The following is a 17,486-nucleotide window of genomic DNA, read 5'->3' on the forward strand; positions in this document are numbered from 1 at the left end:
ACTATGGCGATTTATACCCGCACTGGCGATGCCGGCACAACGGCCCTCTTTACCGGGCAACGCGTAAGCAAAACGCATCCACGCGTCGAAGCTTACGGGACGCTGGACGAACTCAATGCGGCACTTAGCCTGTGTATTTGTGCGGCGAAAAGCCCACAGCACCGCCAGCTACTTGAAAACATTCAACTGCAGCTTTTTTGGTTCAGCGCCGAACTCGCCAGCGAGAGCGAACAACCAAACCCAGAGCAGCGCTACATCAGTTCAGAAGAAATTGCTGCTCTGGAAGCCGCCATCGATACCGCGATGGGGAGAGTACCGCCGCTGCGCAGCTTTATTTTACCGGGCCGCAGCGAAGCGGCCAGCCGTCTGCATTTTGCCCGTACGCTGGCTCGCCGCGCAGAGAGGCGACTGGTCGAGCTGTCTGCCGCTATCGCCGTCAGACATGTACTGATGCGTTATATCAATCGTCTGTCCGACTGCTTATATGCGCTTGCACGGGCAGAAGATCATGACGCCCATCAAAACGACATTATTCAGAAAGTGGCTGAGCGTTATCTCGCCGCCATCCGTACATCAGCCATAAAGGAGCCGACTATGTCTCTGTCTTTTCAGGAGCTCCACCAACTGACTCGCGCTGCGGTGACGAGAGCAGAAGAACTTCAGGTTCCGGTCGTCATCAGCATTGTTGATGCGAACGGGACCCAAACGGTGACCTGGCGTATGCCTGACGCATTACTCGTCAGTAGCGAACTGGCACCCAAAAAAGCCTGGACCGCCGTGGCGATGAAAACCGCCACGCATGAATTAACGTCTGCGGTGCAACCAGGCGCGGCGCTTTACGGTCTGGAAAGCCATATGCAGGGAAAAGTCGTCACCTTTGGCGGCGGGTTCGCATTATGGCGTGAAGGTTTACTTCTTGGGGGTCTTGGCATCAGCGGGGGAAGCGTTGAACAGGATATGGACATTGCAGAAACGGCCATTGCGGCGATTAACGTGAGAACACATCAATGAATACTTCAGAACTTGAAACCCTCATCCGTAACATTTTGAGTGAACAACTCGCCCCGGCAAAAACAGAAACCAAAGGAAACGGAATCTTTCCGTCCGTTGGTGAAGCTATCGATGCCGCTCATCAGGCTTTTTTACGTTACCAGCAATCTCCATTAAAAACCCGCAGCGCCATCATTCACGCCCTGCGAGAAGAACTGACCCCTCAGCTTGCTTCCCTGGCCGCAGAGAGCGCAGCTGAAACTGGAATGGGCAACAAAGAGGATAAATTCCTCAAGAATAAAGCTGCGCTGGACAACACTCCAGGAATCGAAGATCTCACTACCACGGCACTGACCGGCGATGGCGGCATGGTGTTATTCGAGTATTCACCGTTTGGCGTGATTGGCTCCGTCGCCCCCAGTACCAACCCGACGGAAACCATAATTAACAACAGCATCAGTATGCTGGCTGCGGGGAACAGCGTTTATTTTAGCCCGCATCCGGGCGCGAAAGCGGTCTCACTCAAACTGATTGCCATGATTGAAGATATTGCTTTCCGCTGCTGCGGGATCCGGAATCTTGTTGTCACGGTCACAGAACCCACTTTTGAGGCTACCCAGCAGATGATGGCACACCCTAAAATCGCAGTTCTGGCGATTACCGGTGGCCCAGGCATTGTTGCTATGGGTATGAAAAGCGGGAAAAAAGTCATTGGCGCAGGCGCAGGCAACCCTCCCTGTATTGTCGATGAAACAGCCGACCTGGTTAAGGCGGCGGAAGATATCATCAACGGCGCATCTTTTGATTACAACCTCCCCTGCATTGCTGAGAAGAGCCTGATCGTCGTTAGTGCCGTTGCCGAACGTCTGGTTCAACAAATGCAGTCTTTTGGCGCGCTGCTTCTCACTAGCGAAGAGGTAGAAAAACTGCGGGCAGTCTGTTTGCCCGAAGGCATGGCTAATAAAAAGCTGGTAGGAAAAAGCCCGGCCACCTTACTGGAAGCCGCAGGAATACCTGTTCCGGCAAAAGCGCCTCGATTACTGATAGGTATCGTCAAGGCTGACGACCCGTGGGTTACCAGCGAGCAGTTGATGCCAATGCTCCCCGTCGTCACGGTGAGCGATTTTGACAGTGCGTTAACGTTGGCTCTAAAAGTTGAAGAGGGATTGCATCACACCGCCATTATGCATTCACAAAATGTGTCGCGTTTGAATCTTGCCGCACGCACACTTCAGACCTCCATTTTTGTGAAAAATGGCCCCTCTTACGCCGGGATTGGCGTGGGTGGTGAAGGCTTTACCACTTTCACGATTGCGACGCCGACCGGTGAAGGAACAACATCGGCACGTACTTTCGCACGTTCTCGTCGTTGCGTGCTGACAAACGGTTTTTCTATTCGCTAATGGGGCCGTTATGAAAAGCTTTTCACTGCAAACTCGATTGTACAGCGGTCAGGGAAGCCTGGATATGCTCAAACGTTTCACGAATAAGCATATCTGGATTATCTGCGATGGTTTTCTTGCGCGTTCTCCTGTGATTGAAAAGCTGCGCAACACGCTTCCTGCGGATAATCGCATCAGCATTTTCAGCGATATTACCCCCGATCCAACCATTAGCACGGTGGTGCAAGGGATTGCGCAAATGCAGTCTCTGCAACCGGATGTTGTCATTGGTTTTGGCGGAGGCTCAGCGCTGGATGCCGCGAAAGCCATCGTTTGGTTCAGCCGACAGTTCGGTATTGAAATCGAAACCTGTGTTGCTATTCCAACCACCAGCGGGACAGGCTCGGAAGTGACCAGCGCCTGCGTGATTAGCGATCCGGATAAAGGCATTAAATATCCCTTGTTTAATAATGCGCTTTACCCGGATATGGCCATCCTCGATCCAACACTGGTTGTTAGCGTACCTCCAGCCATCACCGCGAATACCGGCATGGACGTCCTGACGCATGCGCTGGAGGCTTACGTGTCCACGAAGGCCAGCGATTTCACCGACGCTCTGGCGGAAAAAGCGGCACAAATCGTCTTCCAGTACCTTCCCGTCGCCGTCAGCAAAGGCGAGTGTCTGGCAACCAGGGGGAAAATGCACAACGCGTCGACACTCGCGGGAATGGCATTTAGTCAGGCGGGGTTGGGGATAAACCATGCGATTGCCCATCAGCTAGGCGGCCAGTTTCATCTGCCACACGGACTTGCCAATGCGCTGCTGCTGGCCCCTGTCATTCATTTTAACGCCCGCGACCCCAGAGCCGCGAAGCGCTATGCCCGTTTCGCTAAAGCCTGCCATTTATGCCCGGATAATGCGAACGATACGGCTGCGCTGAATGCGCTCATTCATCACATTGAGCTTCTCAAAAAACAGTGTGCGTTACCTTCTTTAGTTGACGCGCTCAAAGACGGAAAGCAAATCTGGTCACAGCGTATACCGTCGATGGTTCAGGCCGCGCTGGCTGATGTCACGCTGCAAACCAATCCTCGTGTTGCCGACGCCAGTGCCATGCAGGAACTGCTTGAGGAATTATTATGAATACAGCCATGACGGCAGAGTCCACGCTTTATGATGCGCAGACGATACGCGAACGCGTTCGGGCTGCTGGCGTTGTCGGGGCAGGCGGTGCGGGTTTTCCTGCACACGTAAAATTACAGGCGCAGGTCGATACATTTCTGGTGAATGCCGCCGAATGTGAACCGATGTTAAAAGTTGACCAGCAATTGATGAGCGTCCAGGCAGGTCGACTTATTCGCGGCGTTAAATATGCCATGACGGCTACCGGAGCCAGTGCCGGCATTATTGCGCTTAAAGAAAAATACCAGAATGCTATCAATGCGTTAGCTACCCTGCTGCCTGCCGATATCCGGTTACACATTTTACCAGATGTCTACCCAGCCGGTGACGAGGTGCTGACCATCTGGATGGCAACAGGCCGGAGGGTCCCATCTGCCGCACTGCCGGTCAGCGTCGGCGTGGTGGTCAATAACGTCCAGACCGTGCTCAACATCGCCAGAGCGGTTGAACAGCAATATCCCGTTACCCGTCGCACGCTGACCGTCAACGGCGCAGTCGCCAAACCAATCACTCTCACTGTCCCTATCGGGATGTCACTTCGCGAGGTGCTGGCGCTGGCGGGAGGCGCAACCGTTGACGATCCTGGATTTATTAATGGCGGCCCGATGATGGGCGGTCTGATTACCTCCCTGGATACCCCCGTCAGCAAAACCACCGGTGGGTTGCTGGTTTTACCAAAATCTCATGCGCTGGTTCAGCGGCGAATGCAGGATGAACGCACCGTGCTTTCCGTCGCAAAAACCGTATGCGAGCAGTGCCGTTTGTGTACGGATTTGTGCCCAAGGCACTTAATCGGACATGAATTATCACCACACCTGCTGGTTCGCGCGGTTAATTATCAGCAGGCGGCCACACCACAGCTGCTGCTCACGGCCCTGACCTGCTCAGAATGCAATGTCTGTGAAAACGTAGCCTGTCCGGTTGGGATATCGCCGATGCGAATCAACCGCATGCTTAAACGCGAACTACGGGCGCTCAACCATCGTTATGAAGGGCCGCTAAATCCTGAGGATGAAATGGCGAAGTACCGGTTGATCCCGGTTAAGCGCCTTATTACCAAACTGGGTCTTAGCGACTGGTATCACGATGCGCCATTGGCTGAGACTGATTATTCCACCGATGAAACGACGCTGTTGCTACGCCAGCATATTGGCGCCAGCGCCATCCCATGTGTACAGCAAGGCGATCGCGTTGTTCGCGGTCAATGCGTTGCCGATGTGCCGGTAGGCGCATTAGGTGCGCCAGTCCACGCCAGTATTGACGGTATTGTCAGCGAAATCACTGAGCAATCCATCACGGTAATAAGAGGTTAATCATGTCTCAGGCTATAGGGATCTTAGAACTCACCAGCATTGCCAAAGGAATGGAAGCTGGCGATGCCATGTTAAAAAGCGCGAATGTGAATTTACTGGTCAGCAAGACCATCTGCCCGGGAAAATTCCTGCTTATGCTTGGTGGTGACGTAGGCGCAGTACAGCAGGCGATAGCCACTGGTACATCTCTTGCTGGCGATATGCTCGTTGACAGTCTGGTACTGCCTAATATTCATGCCAGCGTACTCCCGGCGATCAGCGGGTTAAATAGCGTGGATAAGCGTCAGGCCGTCGGGATTGTTGAAACATGGAGCGTGGCGGCCTGTATCTGTGCCGCGGATCGCGCAGTTAAAGCTTCCAATGTCACATTGGTTCGTGTGCACATGGCATTTGGTATTGGCGGCAAGTGCTACATGGTTGTCGCTGGCGATGTATCCGATGTGAATAACGCAGTAACGGTTGCCAGTGAAAGCGCGGGTGAAAAAGGCCTGTTGGTTTATCGTTCTGTCATACCTCGCCCGCATGAAAGCATGTGGCGGCAGATGGTGGAGGGATAATGGAAAGACAGCCCACCACGGATCGTATGATCCAGGAATATGTTCCTGGCAAGCAGGTCACGCTGGCGCATCTTATCGCCAATCCCGGAAAAGATTTGTTCAAGAAGCTGGGATTACAGGATTCAGTATCCGCAATCGGGATTTTGACGATTACCCCCAGCGAAGCCTCAATTATCGCCTGCGATATCGCCACGAAATCCGGGGCGGTAGAGATTGGTTTTCTCGACCGATTTACCGGCGCAGTGGTACTGACGGGCGATGTCTCCGCCGTTGAGTACGCGCTGAAACAGGTAACCCGAACGCTGGGCGAAATGATGCGTTTTACCGCTTGCCCCATCACCCGGACGTAATCCCATGAAACGCATCATGCTAATCGGACCCAGCCAGTGCGGAAAAACGTCGCTCACACAATGCATGCGGGGAGAAGCGCTTCACTATCAGAAGACCCAGGCCATAGTCTGGTCGCCCACAGCGATAGATACACCGGGCGAATATCTTGAAAACCGCTGTCTGTATAGTGCGCTGCTGGCCAGCTCCTGTGAAGCAGACATCATCGCGCTGGTCCTCAATGCTGACGCGCCGTGGTCACCATTTTCTCCCGGTTTCACCGGCCCAATGAACCGACCCGTTATTGGCCTCGTCACTAAAGCCGATTTAGCCAACCCGCAGCGCATTTCCCTCGTTGAGAGCTGGTTAGCCGAGGCTGGCGCGCAAAAAGTGTTTGTCACCAGCGCGCTGGAGAATACAGGGGTCGATGAGATGTTCATTTTTCTGAATGCAAAGGAACTTTCATGTCTCACAAAATAATGGCCATTAACGCGGGGAGTTCCTCGCTTAAGTTTCAGCTGCTGGCGATGCCGCAAGGTGAAATGATTTGTCAGGGGTTGATCGAACGTATCGGTATGTCTGATGCGCAGGTCACTCTTAAGACGCCAGCGCAGAAATGGCTGGAAACATTGCCCGTCGCCGATCACCGTGAAGCAGTGACGCTGTTACTGGAAAAACTACTCAGCCACAACATTATCAGCAGCCTGCAAGAAATCGACGGCGTAGGGCATCGCGTTGCGCACGGTGGGGAATCTTTTAAAGACTCCGCGTTGGTGACTGATGAAACGCTGGCGGAAATCGATCGCCTTGCCGAACTGGCGCCGCTACATAACCCGGTAAATGCCCTGGGGATCGCGGTATTTCGCCAGCTATTACCCGAAACGCCAGCCGTTGCGGTTTTTGACACGGCTTTTCATCAGACTCTTGACGAGCCTTCTTTTATTTATCCCCTGCCCTGGCGTTACTATTCAGAGCTGGGTATTCGTCGTTACGGTTTTCATGGCACCAGCCACAAATACGTCAGTGCCCAGCTTGCTGAAAAGCTGGGAGTGCCCCTCAGCGCCCTGCGCGTCGTTTGTTGCCATCTCGGCAACGGCAGCAGCATCTGCGCCATTAAGGGTGGGCAATCGGTTAATACCTCAATGGGATTTACGCCGCAGTCAGGCGTGATGATGGGCACGCGAAGCGGCGATATTGACCCATCGATTTTGCCATGGATTGCCCTGCGCGAAGGCAAAACACCGCAGCAGCTCAACCAATTGCTCAACAATGAATCCGGACTACTCGGTGTCTCTGGCATCTCACCTGACTATCGCGATGTTGAACATGCCGCAGATGCAGGTAATCATCAGGCGGCGCTGGCGTTGACGCTTTTTGCCGAGCGTATTCGCGCCACCATTGGCAGCTATATTATGCAGATGGGCGGCCTGGACGCGCTGGTATTTACCGGTGGGATCGGCGAGAACTCAGCGCGAGCGCGAGCGGCAATTTGTCGCAATCTGAATTTCCTGGGACTGGCCGTCGATGAAGAAAAAAATCAGCGAAACGCCACGTTTATTCAGACAGAAAATGCGCTGGTTAAAGTGGCGGTGATTAATACCAATGAAGAGCTGATGATAGCGCAGGACGTTATGCGTTTAGCGATATCAGAAACTGTGACATTGGGCATTCCCGCTTAGCGCTGCCGCACCGCAAATTGCGGCAAATCATGGTAATAGCATGATCGCCATGACACTATGCGCCGAAGATTGCTGATCACAAAGGTGAAGACGTGGCTGTTGCGCAATGTCCCGCATCGTGCGGAGAACTTATCCAGGGCTGGATTCTGGGCAGCGAGAAATTAGTCTCCTGCCCGGTCGAATGGTATAGCACCGTTGAGGTCACTTCAGGCTCGCCGCTGGCAGAGGAACGTCCACTTTCACGGGCGATGGTTAATCGGCTATTGCAGCACTGGCAATACCCGGCGCAGATGAGTCAGGATATCCGAATTGATGTCCAGTCAACTATTCCCATCGCTAAAGGAATGGCCAGCAGCACTGCAGATATTGCCGCCACTGCTGTCGCCACAGCACATCATCTGGGCCATCACCTGGACGAGCCTACGCTGGCGCACCTTTGCGTTTCGCTGGAGCCTACCGACAGCACCGTTTTTCGTAAGCTTACCCTTTTCGATCATAACGACGCCTCAACGCAAATTGCCTGCGAATCCCAGCCCCAACTCGATCTGCTGGTTCTCGAAAGCCCGGAGACCTTGCGTACTGCGGATTATCACCGTATTCCCCGTCATGCCGGGTTACAGGCAGGCGCTCCGGCCCTCAAACAGGCATGGGAAAAAGTACAGGATGCCTGTATCAGCCAAAACCCTTACCGGTTGGGCGAAGCCGCTACGCTTAGCGCAGTCGCCAGCCAGTTGCTGTTACCGAAGCCTGATTTTGATTTGCTCTTAGCGCTGGTAGAGGAATGTGATTTATACGGCGTTAACGTCGCGCACAGCGGCAGCGTTGTCGGCCTGATGCTGGACAGAACACGTCATGATGTGGATTACATTAAATGGATGCTGACGCAGAAAAAACTGACGGCCCACTGGCCGGAACAGCATTTATTACGGATGGTCGCAGGCGGAGTTGAACTGCAATAAGGGTCGCCGCGCAGCAGCGACCCGGACAAGCATAAATCGTTACTCAGCTTTCGCTTCGCCGTTTTTCAGTTCGCCCATGGCTTTCAGCTTCTTAGAAATATCGCGGCGCTCTTTTGAGATCTCAGCATTTTTGATGATGTAATCATCAACGCGATCTTCGTAATCGCTTTTCATGCTGGCAATAATGCCCTGGATCGCTTCGACGCTCATGCCAGGCTTGATGTAGTCGCTCAGGTTGTCCAACAGCAGGACACGTTTCTGGTTGTCACGGATCTTTTTCTCAACGTCCTGGATTTCACGTTGCAGTTTGTTTTTACGACGGAACAGACGAACAAATTCCAGCACGTCCTGGAAAGAAGGCTTGGTAGTTTCCATTTTTACACCCCTGATAATGTGAGATTCGGATTCGTTAAAACAACGGCTAAAGTGGGTCAACATTACTTTCATGCCCGCCATACTTCAAGTTGCATCTGCATCGACAATGCATGGTTGAAACCTGAATTATCGAGGGTAAAGCCATTGCAGTTACCAATGGTTTTAGCCTTTTTCAGTATCATACCTCTAATCTTTGCTGAATCGAAGCAGCAGTAGAACCAATCCCCTCATCTGCTCTTTATTTGCGCAACGCGCGACAGATTAAATGCGAAAGTAACTCCAGCTGTCGCGCCATCTCCATATTTAACCAAACGTAGCCGTGAATAGGCGTTTCCGCGACATTATCACCTTTATGCTCAGCGATAAGCTGACGCAGCTCCACCACGGTATCATTGAGCTTCTCCGTATTGGCAAGCACTGGCTGCGGGTTACCTTCATATAATGCATGCGTTATTGTCAGTAGCGCCTGCTGCGTCCTGAGCTGGGTTTCACGCAGAGTATGCGCGTTCAGCATAACAAAATGGCTGGTACGGCTGGCCCAGAGCGCATTAATTTGCAGCTCCAGCATGCAGACGAGGTTACGATTAACCGTCTGAATAGCTTCAAAAATGGATTTTTGAATGTGGGTTTCTTTACTGGCAGGGACGATGAGCCCGCGCATTTTGACAACCTCGCTCAACAGCTGTTGTAAATGCTTCTCCAGTCGCGGTTGTTCAAGCAGATTGGGGGAGAGCGCCGCCTGGTACACTCGATTGTACCCCGTTACGCAATGCGCCAGCTGAATACGCCAGTGTATAAATGCCCGTTGTGGCCACACGCCGGTAAACAGCATCGCCAGTAACGAACCGAGAATAACATCGCCACCGCGCCATAACGCCGTATTCATATCCCCAGCGGGCGCGCCCACAACGACAGCAAGCGTAATACCAATCAGCAGCGCCTGATACGGTTTTTTGCCCAATGCCAGCCAACCGCAGAGAAACATCGCCACCGCACACCATATCAGCATTAGCGGAAGCGAAAAAAGCTCCAGACGCAGGGCCACCAGCCCAAGCACCGATCCCAGGATCGTGCCGCCAATCCGTTCAAAAGCTCTGGGAACAACGTTACCCCAAAAAGAAATAGGCCCCATGATCACCACCAGAGTGATCAGAGGCCATGTACCTTCAGGAATGTTTAACAGGCGTACCAACAGAAAAGTGAGAATAAACGCAAGCGCAATGCGAATACCGTGCACTACACGATAATGACGATACAAACGAATTTCAAAAGGACTCAGTGACTTATTGGCACGCACTCATGCACTCCGTCAGCGAATAGCAAAGAACAAAATTGTACTCGTTTTTTGCCTGAAAATATCATCCTGTTTTGCATCAAAAACAGTTACTTCGACTGCACCGGTATGTACATTTCAATGTCCCAGTAGCCATCCTCCATGCCATTGTTCATGTACACTTCAAAGCAGGGTTTAGCGGCTATTTCGTAAGCCGTATCCTGCATCAGGCGGTCAAAGAACTGATACCAGGGCGTCGCAAAATCATGGTTTTCAACGCGCGCAACGGCAACAGCATAGCCGCCCCCCGCCACTTCGGTCAGGATCACCCCTTCGCTATTTTCCGGGATCGCAAAATCTTCAGGCACAGATACCACGGTGTCGCAACGCAGTTTCTCCGCCGGGACAACGTCAGGATTGTCGTAATAAACGGCTATCCATTCCAGCGGAACAATTTGCTTCCCGTCGACCCACTTCATTAACTGCTCAAAACCTTGCTTTACCGTTTGTTCCCACGGACCAACCATGTGAAACCCGGCAATCCTGCGTTTATCGACCTGCTTAATCTCGTACTCCATATAACCTCCGCGATTGCACTGTATTTATATACAGTGTAATTTTTAGGTATTACGGCCACAAGCAAACAGTGATTATTATGTGAGCAGATTCGCACTCTTGCCAGTCAGGCATTCCAGGAAATAACTACGCCTTATGGTGGAAATAATCGCTCAGACGCGAGAAAACGCCGCCTTCGCTGACGGACTCCAGCGTAACCAGAGGCCAGTGCGCCACCAGCTTGTCCCGATCGTAGAGTTCAATTTCACCCACACGCTGATGTGCCGCGATTGGCGCGACCAGTTCTTTCTTATCAAGGACATATTTTGCTTTAATGTTAGCGACTTCCGTTTTAGGCAGGGCCATCCAGAAATCCTGCTCGGTGCCCAGGCTGATTTTTTCTTTGTCGCCATACCAGATCCGTTCAGTACCGACCTGCTTACCGCTACGCAAAACCTGCACCGTATCGAAGTTTTGTTGCCCCCATTGCAGCAGCTTGCGCGCCTGGTCTTCGCGCCCTTTCGCACTCTCCGCCCCCATCACAACCGCAATCAGTCGACGTTGTCCATCAACGGCGGAAGCGATCAGGTTGAACCCGGCCCCGGACGTATGCCCTGTCTTCAGACCATCAACGTTCATGGTTTTATCCCACAACAGGCCATTACGGTTTTGCTGCGTGATTCCGTTCCAGGTAAGGCTTTTCTCACTGTACATATGGTAGAAATCTGGTTCACCATGGATGATAGCCCTCGACAATACGGCCAGATCGTAAGCAGAGCTATGCTGACCTGGCGCATCCAGACCATGGACCGTTTCAAAATGGGTGTCCTGCAGGTTCAGCTTTTGCGCATAGTTGTTCATCATCGCGACAAACTGCGGTTGTCCCCCGGCGATGTAATCAGCCAGCGCCACGCAGGCATCATTACCGGAATCAACAATTAGCCCGCGGCTGAGGTCGCGCACAGAAACGCGATCGCCTTGTTTCAGGAACATCAGGGATGAACCGACGAATACCGGATTGTCTTTCGCCCAGGCATCGCGCCCAACGGTGACAATATCGGTTGGACTAATGCGCTTACTGTCGATTGCGCGGTCAACAACATAGCCGGTCATCAGCTTGGTCAGACTGGCGGGGTTACGTTGCTGGTGTTCATTACCGGCTGTCAGAATTTGGCCCGTGGTGTAATCCATTAATACCCACGCCCCGGCATTTATCACAGGCGGCTGAGGGGCGAAGCTGGCGGCATCGGTCGCCCAGGCGGACGTAAAACTCATCGTGAATAGTGAAGCGGCAATAAACAAACGGCGTTTCAACAGCATGTCCTCAGAAAAGGGAGAAATAGCCGTTCTTTTTACGGAAGTTCTGTCGAACAAACTTGAATAAATTGCAAGAAAATGTGACACAAGGCACATTTTCTTGCTGTTATACAAGGCTGTCAGAGACAAACCGCGCGCGAAATTATCCTTTGCGTGGCGCAGTCTCTGCGTGATGACTGCGATGCCGATGGTAGCCGTCGATCATACTGCGGAAAATTTGCCCTGGCGTGTCGCCCAGCGTGCACAGGTAAATATGTGCGCAGATGAACAGCAAACCCACAATCGCTAACGCCATATGCAGCACCAGCATTACCGGCCCTCATAACAACCCTGTGATGATCAACAGCGGAACCAGCGCGTACATAATGGCCAGGTAGGCCAGTTGTTGCAGTGGGTTAAATTTATCCTTTGCCGTTGCGGCAAACGGATGCGGCTCGCCTTTCATGATGCCATACAGATAAAAGCGCGTTTGCAGCAGGCAGCGTGATATCAACCCGTTTAACTTCACGCGATAATGGCAGCCGTTGCCGCTGGTTGCGTTTATTAACACAAAGCCTATCCAGAAGGCCAGCAATGCGAAGCCGCACCAGGTATGCACCTGTACCATCAACGCTACCGGTCCGACAGAGAAGTGGCCAAACAGGCCGCTCATCAAAAGCAGAATAAAGAGTAGCGCATTTCCCCAGTGCCAACGGCGAACAGCCAGCGAATAGAGGTACTCCCGGTGCTCCTCTCCGGTTGCCGTTTTCGGCGCCAGCATCCGACGTAACAGCGCGTGCGTGACGAGGCCCGCAATCATCAGCACAACAATAACGCCCGCATAAATGAGCCACAACGGCCAGTAGTCCGGCGCATAATTAAGCTCCGCTCCCCAGATAGAATTCATACTTTACCCTCCTGATGGATCTCTTTACGCCGATAAACATTCACCGGACCACTACGCGTATCCTGCTGGCGATAAACCTCTTTTTGATTGATCCAGTGCTGTATTTCCGGGTCATCGCGACGACCAAACTTCAACGCATCCGTAGGACAAACGGAAACGCAGGCGGGCGACTGTCCAACCTCCAGGCGGGTATCCGCGCAGAAATTACATTTGTCTGCGATTCCCGTTTGTGGATTGAGGTAGCGTACATGGAACGGACAAGCAGCAACGCAGTAGTCACAGCCAATACAGCGGGATTTATCCACCTGCACAATGCCATTTTCATCGCGGAATGAAGCACCGGTTGGACAAACGCTGACGCACGGCGCATCTTCACAATGCTGGCAGGAAACACGAACAAACTGGAAGTGGGACAATGCCTCGGGTTCCTGTTCCGGTGAACGGATCTGCACCTGTAAGCGGCTAAAACCTTCAGGCACGTCATTCAGTACCTTGCAGGCAACCGTACACGCCTGACAACCAATACAGCGTTTTTCGTCATGCAGCATGACATAAGGGTTTATTGATTGATTCATGATGTACTCCTTTCTCATGCCCGACGAAGCGTAACGCCAGAGGTGTGGACCACCGTACCTGACACCGGACTGGTGACATGCGGAAGCAAATTACCGCAGTGAATACCGTGCGTCGTCGCGGCTGTTTTGGCTCCTGCCTTGGCGCCAAATCCCATATAGACGAATAGCGTATCGGGTCGAATACCAGCGGTGACCAGCGCTTTGCCTTTTTCCTTACCGGTTGCATTTTCCAGCCAGATGTCATCGCCGCTTTTGATGCCTTTTTCACGGGCCGTTTGCGGGTGGATCCACACCGCGTTGTCCCACATCAGCTCACTCAGCAGTGGCACATATTGCGTTGCGCCATTGGTATGAACCGCCACTTTCCCTTGAATAAAGTAGAGTTCATTGTCGCCTTTGAGCGCGAAATTGCGGGCGCGGGGAACACCGTAGCCAGGCAGGAGTGTTTCCAGCTCCGCAGAGTAAAGTTCGATTTTTCCTGACGGGGATTTAAAGCGCAGTTGTTCACCATAGGTGCCGTCGCTATCAACCGCAACCGCGCCCGGATAGCGCGCCACAAACTGACGCACCGCTTCGGGTTCGCGCAGCAATAGCGGAACACCCCACTCGCGATACCCTTTCTGACGTAGCTCAGCAGATAACGCATGATCGCCATTAAGCTGGTACAGCTGACGCGTTTGCATATCCTGCCATGGGTAGAATTGCCCAAGGCCTAACTGAACAGCCAGTTCTTTCCAGATTTGCCAGCTCGGACGCGCGTCACCGATAGGCTCTACAACCTGCTGACGCAGGGCATAGGCTGGATTCAGCCCTGACATATCAGAAACTTCTTCATCGCGCTCAAGGTAAGTACATTCAGGTAAAAGATAATCGGCATACGCCGCGCTTTCGCTTAAATAAACGTCGCAGCTGACCACCAGGTCGAGCTGTTCAACAGTCTTAACCAGATCTGGTCGACAGGTCACGGTCTGGAAAGGGTTGTGTCGGGACATAATCCATCCCTTCACCGGATACGGCGTTTGATTTAAGACGGCATCAATAATGCTCTGCACTACGCCGCCACCGGCCGCGATGTACTTGAACTGCGGGGCAACCAGATCGATACGCTGCGCCGTTGGCTTGGGTAACTTGGCATCGGGTTTTGCCAGCACGGGAGCAACTTTCTCTCCGGCCAGCTTATTGTACGTTGCCGCCGCTTTTTTCTGATACAACCCGCCCTCACGCTCAATATTTCCAAGTAACACATTGAGGGTGAAAATCATGCGCCGCATATCAATTTCTTCTTGCGAAAACGTCGCACGATGACCCGGACTGACGATGGCGTGAGGCGCGCAGGCGGCCATTTCGCGGGTGACCCGGATAATCACATCAGCAGGCACATCAGCGAGCTTTTGCGCCCATTCCGGCGTGGTCTCTTGTACCGCCTCAGCCAGTTGGTCAAACCCTGTGGTGTAGCGTGCCACAAAGTCTGCGTCATACAGATTTTCTTTGATCATGACGTGACACATCGCCATCAGCACCGGTAAGTCACCGCCAGGCTTAAGCGCATGCCATTCATCCGCTTTGCTGGAGAAGACGGACAAACGGGGATCAAAGCTGACCATCTTCGCGCCCTTTTCCTGCGCGGTCATCAGTTCATGCGTGTCGGCAACTTCAATGCCTTCATAGAGGTTATGGCCAAAAGAGACCATATAACGGGTATTGACGATATCCATGGCTAAATCGCCGCCCATCATAACTTTAGCGGCAATCGCTTTTCCGGCGGGACATGTCGACGCGTGAGTAAACGTGTTCGGCGATCCAAAAGCCGTCGCGAGATGAAATAAATGGCCAGAAAGCGAACCGGACTTGGAAGAGAATACGACCCCCTCGGGACCATGCTGCGCTTTTATTGCCGTCATTTTCTCGGCAATTTCTTTATATGCCTGCTGCCAGCTAATCACCTGCCATTCACCGCTCCCGCGAGGTCCTGTGCGTTTCATCGGTTTAACAATACGATGCGGGTCGTTGACCAGGCTAACACCGCTCCCTCCGCGCGCACAGACACGTGTGCCCTGCTGAGGCGCATTAGGGTTTCCTTGAATAAAAACCGTCTTATTATTAATTACCTGAGCCTGAATTGGGCAGCGAAAAGAACACATTTCGCACAAACTTGGCGTCAGGGATGTTTTCCCTTTTATGTGCTCGGGAGAATTTCGCGCCAGTGCGCCTGGTGGAAAACTTCCTATCGCACAGGCTGAGCAGCCTATCCCCACCCCTCGTAGAAAATTACGCCGACTAATGCTCATATAACCTCCTGTTATTAGATATATCCAATTATTATATGGAGTTTGGATTATTAATTCTTAACCTCACTCACATTTTATTACAATGGATACAAGCGTATTAATTGAAATATGAAACCGTTGTTTATAAAAGACTTTAAAAGTTTCCAGAACACAGAAAACGAAATGGAAATAACAATAATGGTTATCAATTAACTTATTTCCCAAGTTCTGATTTTAAGAAAATTTATTCCAGTAATTTCCTTTAATGAGGAGAAAATAATTAACCATTCGTTCAAAGCTTCGTTCAGCGCAATTTTCTTGCGGAGGTCATTCCGCATCGATAATCCTCTTGCTGATTCCCTCGCTATTTTTTGGTATTCTTAGATAAGCGCTAAATTGATCCCGGACATAACTGAACAATGAATGACGGCAAGCAGCAACCTGGTTTTCTCTTCCACGATTACGAGACCTTTGGTACCCATCCGGCGCTGGACAGACCCGCACAATTTGCGGCCATCCGCACAGATAACGATTTCAACATTATCGGTGAACCTGAAGTCTTTTATTGCAAACCCGCAGACGACTATCTGCCACAGCCAGAGGCGGTGCTGATTACCGGTATCACACCGCAGGAAGCACGTGAAAAGGGAGAAAATGAAGCTGCTTTTGCTGCGCGTATTCACGCCCTGTTTACCGTGCCGAAAACCTGCATTCTTGGCTATAACAACGTGCGCTTCGATGATGAAGTGACGCGAAACATCCTGTATCGCAATTTCTACGATCCCTATGCCTGGAGCTGGCAGCACGATAATTCGCGTTGGGATCTGCTGGATGTAATGCGAGCCTGCTATGCCCTGCGTCCTGAAGGTATTAACTGGCCGGAAAACGACGATGGCTTGCCCAGCTTTCGCCTGGAACATTTGACCAAAGCGAATGGGATTGAGCATGCCAATGCCCACGATGCAATGGCCGATGTGTATGCCACGATTGCAATGGCGCAATTAGTCAAGTCACGGCAACCACGTTTGTTTGAGTATCTCTATAGCTATCGTAATAAGCACAAACTGGCGGCGCTAATTGATGTGCCGCAGATGAAACCGCTGGTCCATGTCTCGGGCATGTTCGGCGCCTGGCGCGGTAACACCAGTTGGGTGGCGCCATTGGCCTGGCATCCGGAGAATCGCAACGCGGTTATCATGGTCGACTTAGCCGGTGATATTTCACCACTGCTCGAAATGGACAGCGACGCGCTGCGTGATCGGCTCTACACCGCTAAGGCAGATTTGGGAGGTAACCCAGCGGTTCCGGTTAAACTGGTGCACATCAACAAATGTCCGGTACTGGCACAGGCGAATACCCTGCGCCCGGAAGATGCAGATCGTCTTGGTATTAACCGCCAGCATTGTCTGGATAACCTCAAAACTCTGCGCGAAAACCCACAGGTACGCGACAAAGTCGTGGCAATCTTCGCCGAAGCGGAGCCCTTTGCGCCATCTGATAACGTAGACGCCCAGCTGTACAACGGCTTTTTCAGCGATGCCGACCGTGCCGCAATGAAAATCGTTCTGGAAACCGAGCCGCGCAATTTACCGGCGCTGGATATCACCTTTGTCGATAAACGCATTGAAAAGCTGCTGTTTAACTACCGTGCGCGTAACTTCCCCGGCACGCTGGATGAAGCCGAACAACAGCGCTGGCTGGACCATCGTCGTCAGGTATTCACGCCGGAGTTTTTGCAAAATTACGCCAATGAATTACAGATGCTGAGTCAGCAATATGCGGATAACAAAGAGAAGCTGACGCTGCTGAAAGCGCTCTGGCAATATGCGCAAGAGATTGTATAAATCC

General features: G+C 52.2%; 16 protein-coding genes and 1 pseudogene. 10 read left to right on the plus strand and 7 right to left on the minus strand.

What is annotated here, in order from left to right; translation table 11 throughout:
- Nucleotides 1-3: 3 nt before the first annotated feature.
- From pduO to FDX11_RS20425, 9 genes are all read left to right on the plus strand, one after another.
- Nucleotides 4-1,011: a two-domain cob(I)yrinic acid a,c-diamide adenosyltransferase PduO gene (gene pduO / locus FDX11_RS20385; protein WP_137398451.1), complete on the plus strand. Its 1,008-nt coding sequence runs from the start codon at nt 4-6 to the stop codon at nt 1,009-1,011.
- The gene (gene pduP / locus FDX11_RS20390) at nt 1,008-2,393 is read left to right on the plus strand and encodes a CoA-acylating propionaldehyde dehydrogenase PduP (protein ID WP_137398452.1); all 1,386 of its coding nucleotides are present in this window, start codon (nt 1,008-1,010) and stop codon (nt 2,391-2,393) included. The genes pduO and pduP overlap by 4 nt, the downstream gene beginning before the upstream one ends.
- A gap of 10 nt (nt 2,394-2,403) precedes the next feature.
- Nucleotides 2,404-3,516: a 1-propanol dehydrogenase PduQ gene (locus FDX11_RS20395; RefSeq protein ID WP_137398453.1), complete on the plus strand. Its 1,113-nt coding sequence runs from the start codon at nt 2,404-2,406 to the stop codon at nt 3,514-3,516.
- Nucleotides 3,513-4,868 carry a cobalamin reductase PduS gene (gene pduS / locus FDX11_RS20400; protein WP_137398454.1) on the plus strand — a complete coding sequence of 452 codons (1,356 nt, stop codon included), beginning with the start codon at nt 3,513-3,515 and terminating at the stop codon, nt 4,866-4,868. Before FDX11_RS20395 ends, pduS begins: the two co-directional genes overlap by 4 nt.
- Before the next feature lie 2 nt (nt 4,869-4,870).
- Nucleotides 4,871-5,425, plus strand: a complete 555-nt coding sequence (gene pduT, locus FDX11_RS20405; protein ID WP_003030201.1) for a propanediol utilization microcompartment protein PduT — start codon at nt 4,871-4,873, stop codon at nt 5,423-5,425.
- Nucleotides 5,425-5,775, plus strand: coding sequence for a propanediol utilization microcompartment protein PduU (gene pduU, locus FDX11_RS20410; protein WP_032939586.1), 351 nt, complete (start codon nt 5,425-5,427; stop codon nt 5,773-5,775). The genes pduT and pduU overlap by 1 nt, the downstream gene beginning before the upstream one ends.
- A gap of 4 nt (nt 5,776-5,779) precedes the next feature.
- The gene (pduV, locus tag FDX11_RS20415; RefSeq protein ID WP_137398455.1) at nt 5,780-6,232 is read left to right on the plus strand and encodes a propanediol utilization protein PduV; all 453 of its coding nucleotides are present in this window, start codon (nt 5,780-5,782) and stop codon (nt 6,230-6,232) included.
- Nucleotides 6,217-7,431 carry an acetate/propionate family kinase gene (locus FDX11_RS20420; RefSeq protein WP_137398456.1) on the plus strand — a complete coding sequence of 405 codons (1,215 nt, stop codon included), beginning with the start codon at nt 6,217-6,219 and terminating at the stop codon, nt 7,429-7,431. The genes pduV and FDX11_RS20420 overlap by 16 nt, the downstream gene beginning before the upstream one ends.
- Before the next feature lie 92 nt (nt 7,432-7,523).
- Nucleotides 7,524-8,390, plus strand: a complete 867-nt coding sequence (locus FDX11_RS20425) for an L-threonine kinase (RefSeq protein WP_137398457.1) — start codon at nt 7,524-7,526, stop codon at nt 8,388-8,390.
- Nucleotides 8,391-8,429: 39 nt separating this feature from the next.
- On the opposite strand, the gene FDX11_RS20430 is transcribed toward FDX11_RS20425, so the two are convergent.
- The 7 genes and pseudogenes from FDX11_RS20430 to phsA form a co-directional block, all read right to left on the minus strand.
- The gene (locus FDX11_RS20430) at nt 8,430-8,765 is read right to left on the minus strand and encodes a DUF496 family protein (RefSeq protein WP_032939582.1); all 336 of its coding nucleotides are present in this window, start codon (nt 8,763-8,765) and stop codon (nt 8,430-8,432) included.
- Between the two features lie 238 nt (nt 8,766-9,003).
- Complete coding sequence (locus FDX11_RS20435; RefSeq protein WP_038641701.1) at nt 9,004-10,062, minus strand: FUSC family protein; 1,059 nt, start codon at nt 10,060-10,062, stop codon at nt 9,004-9,006.
- Nucleotides 10,063-10,148: 86 nt separating this feature from the next.
- Entirely contained in the window at nt 10,149-10,616 is a 468-nt protein-coding gene (sbmC, locus tag FDX11_RS20440) for a DNA gyrase inhibitor SbmC (RefSeq protein WP_137398458.1), read from the minus strand.
- 124 nt (nt 10,617-10,740) lie between these two features.
- A complete protein-coding gene (gene dacD, locus FDX11_RS20445) occupies nt 10,741-11,913 on the minus strand; it encodes a serine-type D-Ala-D-Ala carboxypeptidase DacD (RefSeq protein ID WP_137398459.1) in 1,173 nt (390 codons plus the stop codon).
- A gap of 139 nt (nt 11,914-12,052) precedes the next feature.
- Nucleotides 12,053-12,796 (minus strand): annotated as a pseudogene (gene phsC / locus FDX11_RS20450) (thiosulfate reductase cytochrome B subunit).
- Nucleotides 12,793-13,371, minus strand: coding sequence for a thiosulfate reductase electron transport protein PhsB (gene phsB, locus FDX11_RS20455; protein WP_137398460.1), 579 nt, complete (start codon nt 13,369-13,371; stop codon nt 12,793-12,795). Before phsB ends, phsC begins: the two are co-directional and overlap by 4 nt.
- Before the next feature lie 14 nt (nt 13,372-13,385).
- Nucleotides 13,386-15,659, minus strand: coding sequence for a thiosulfate reductase PhsA (gene phsA / locus FDX11_RS20460; protein ID WP_137398461.1), 2,274 nt, complete (start codon nt 15,657-15,659; stop codon nt 13,386-13,388).
- 398 nt (nt 15,660-16,057) lie between these two features.
- On the opposite strand from phsA, the gene sbcB reads away from it, so the two are divergent.
- Complete coding sequence (gene sbcB / locus FDX11_RS20465; RefSeq protein ID WP_137398462.1) at nt 16,058-17,482, plus strand: exodeoxyribonuclease I; 1,425 nt, start codon at nt 16,058-16,060, stop codon at nt 17,480-17,482.
- Nucleotides 17,483-17,486 lie beyond the last annotated feature (4 nt).

This window comes from Citrobacter sp. wls714 (assembly GCF_005281025.1).
Classification (GTDB): Bacteria; Pseudomonadota; Gammaproteobacteria; order Enterobacterales; family Enterobacteriaceae; genus Citrobacter; species Citrobacter werkmanii.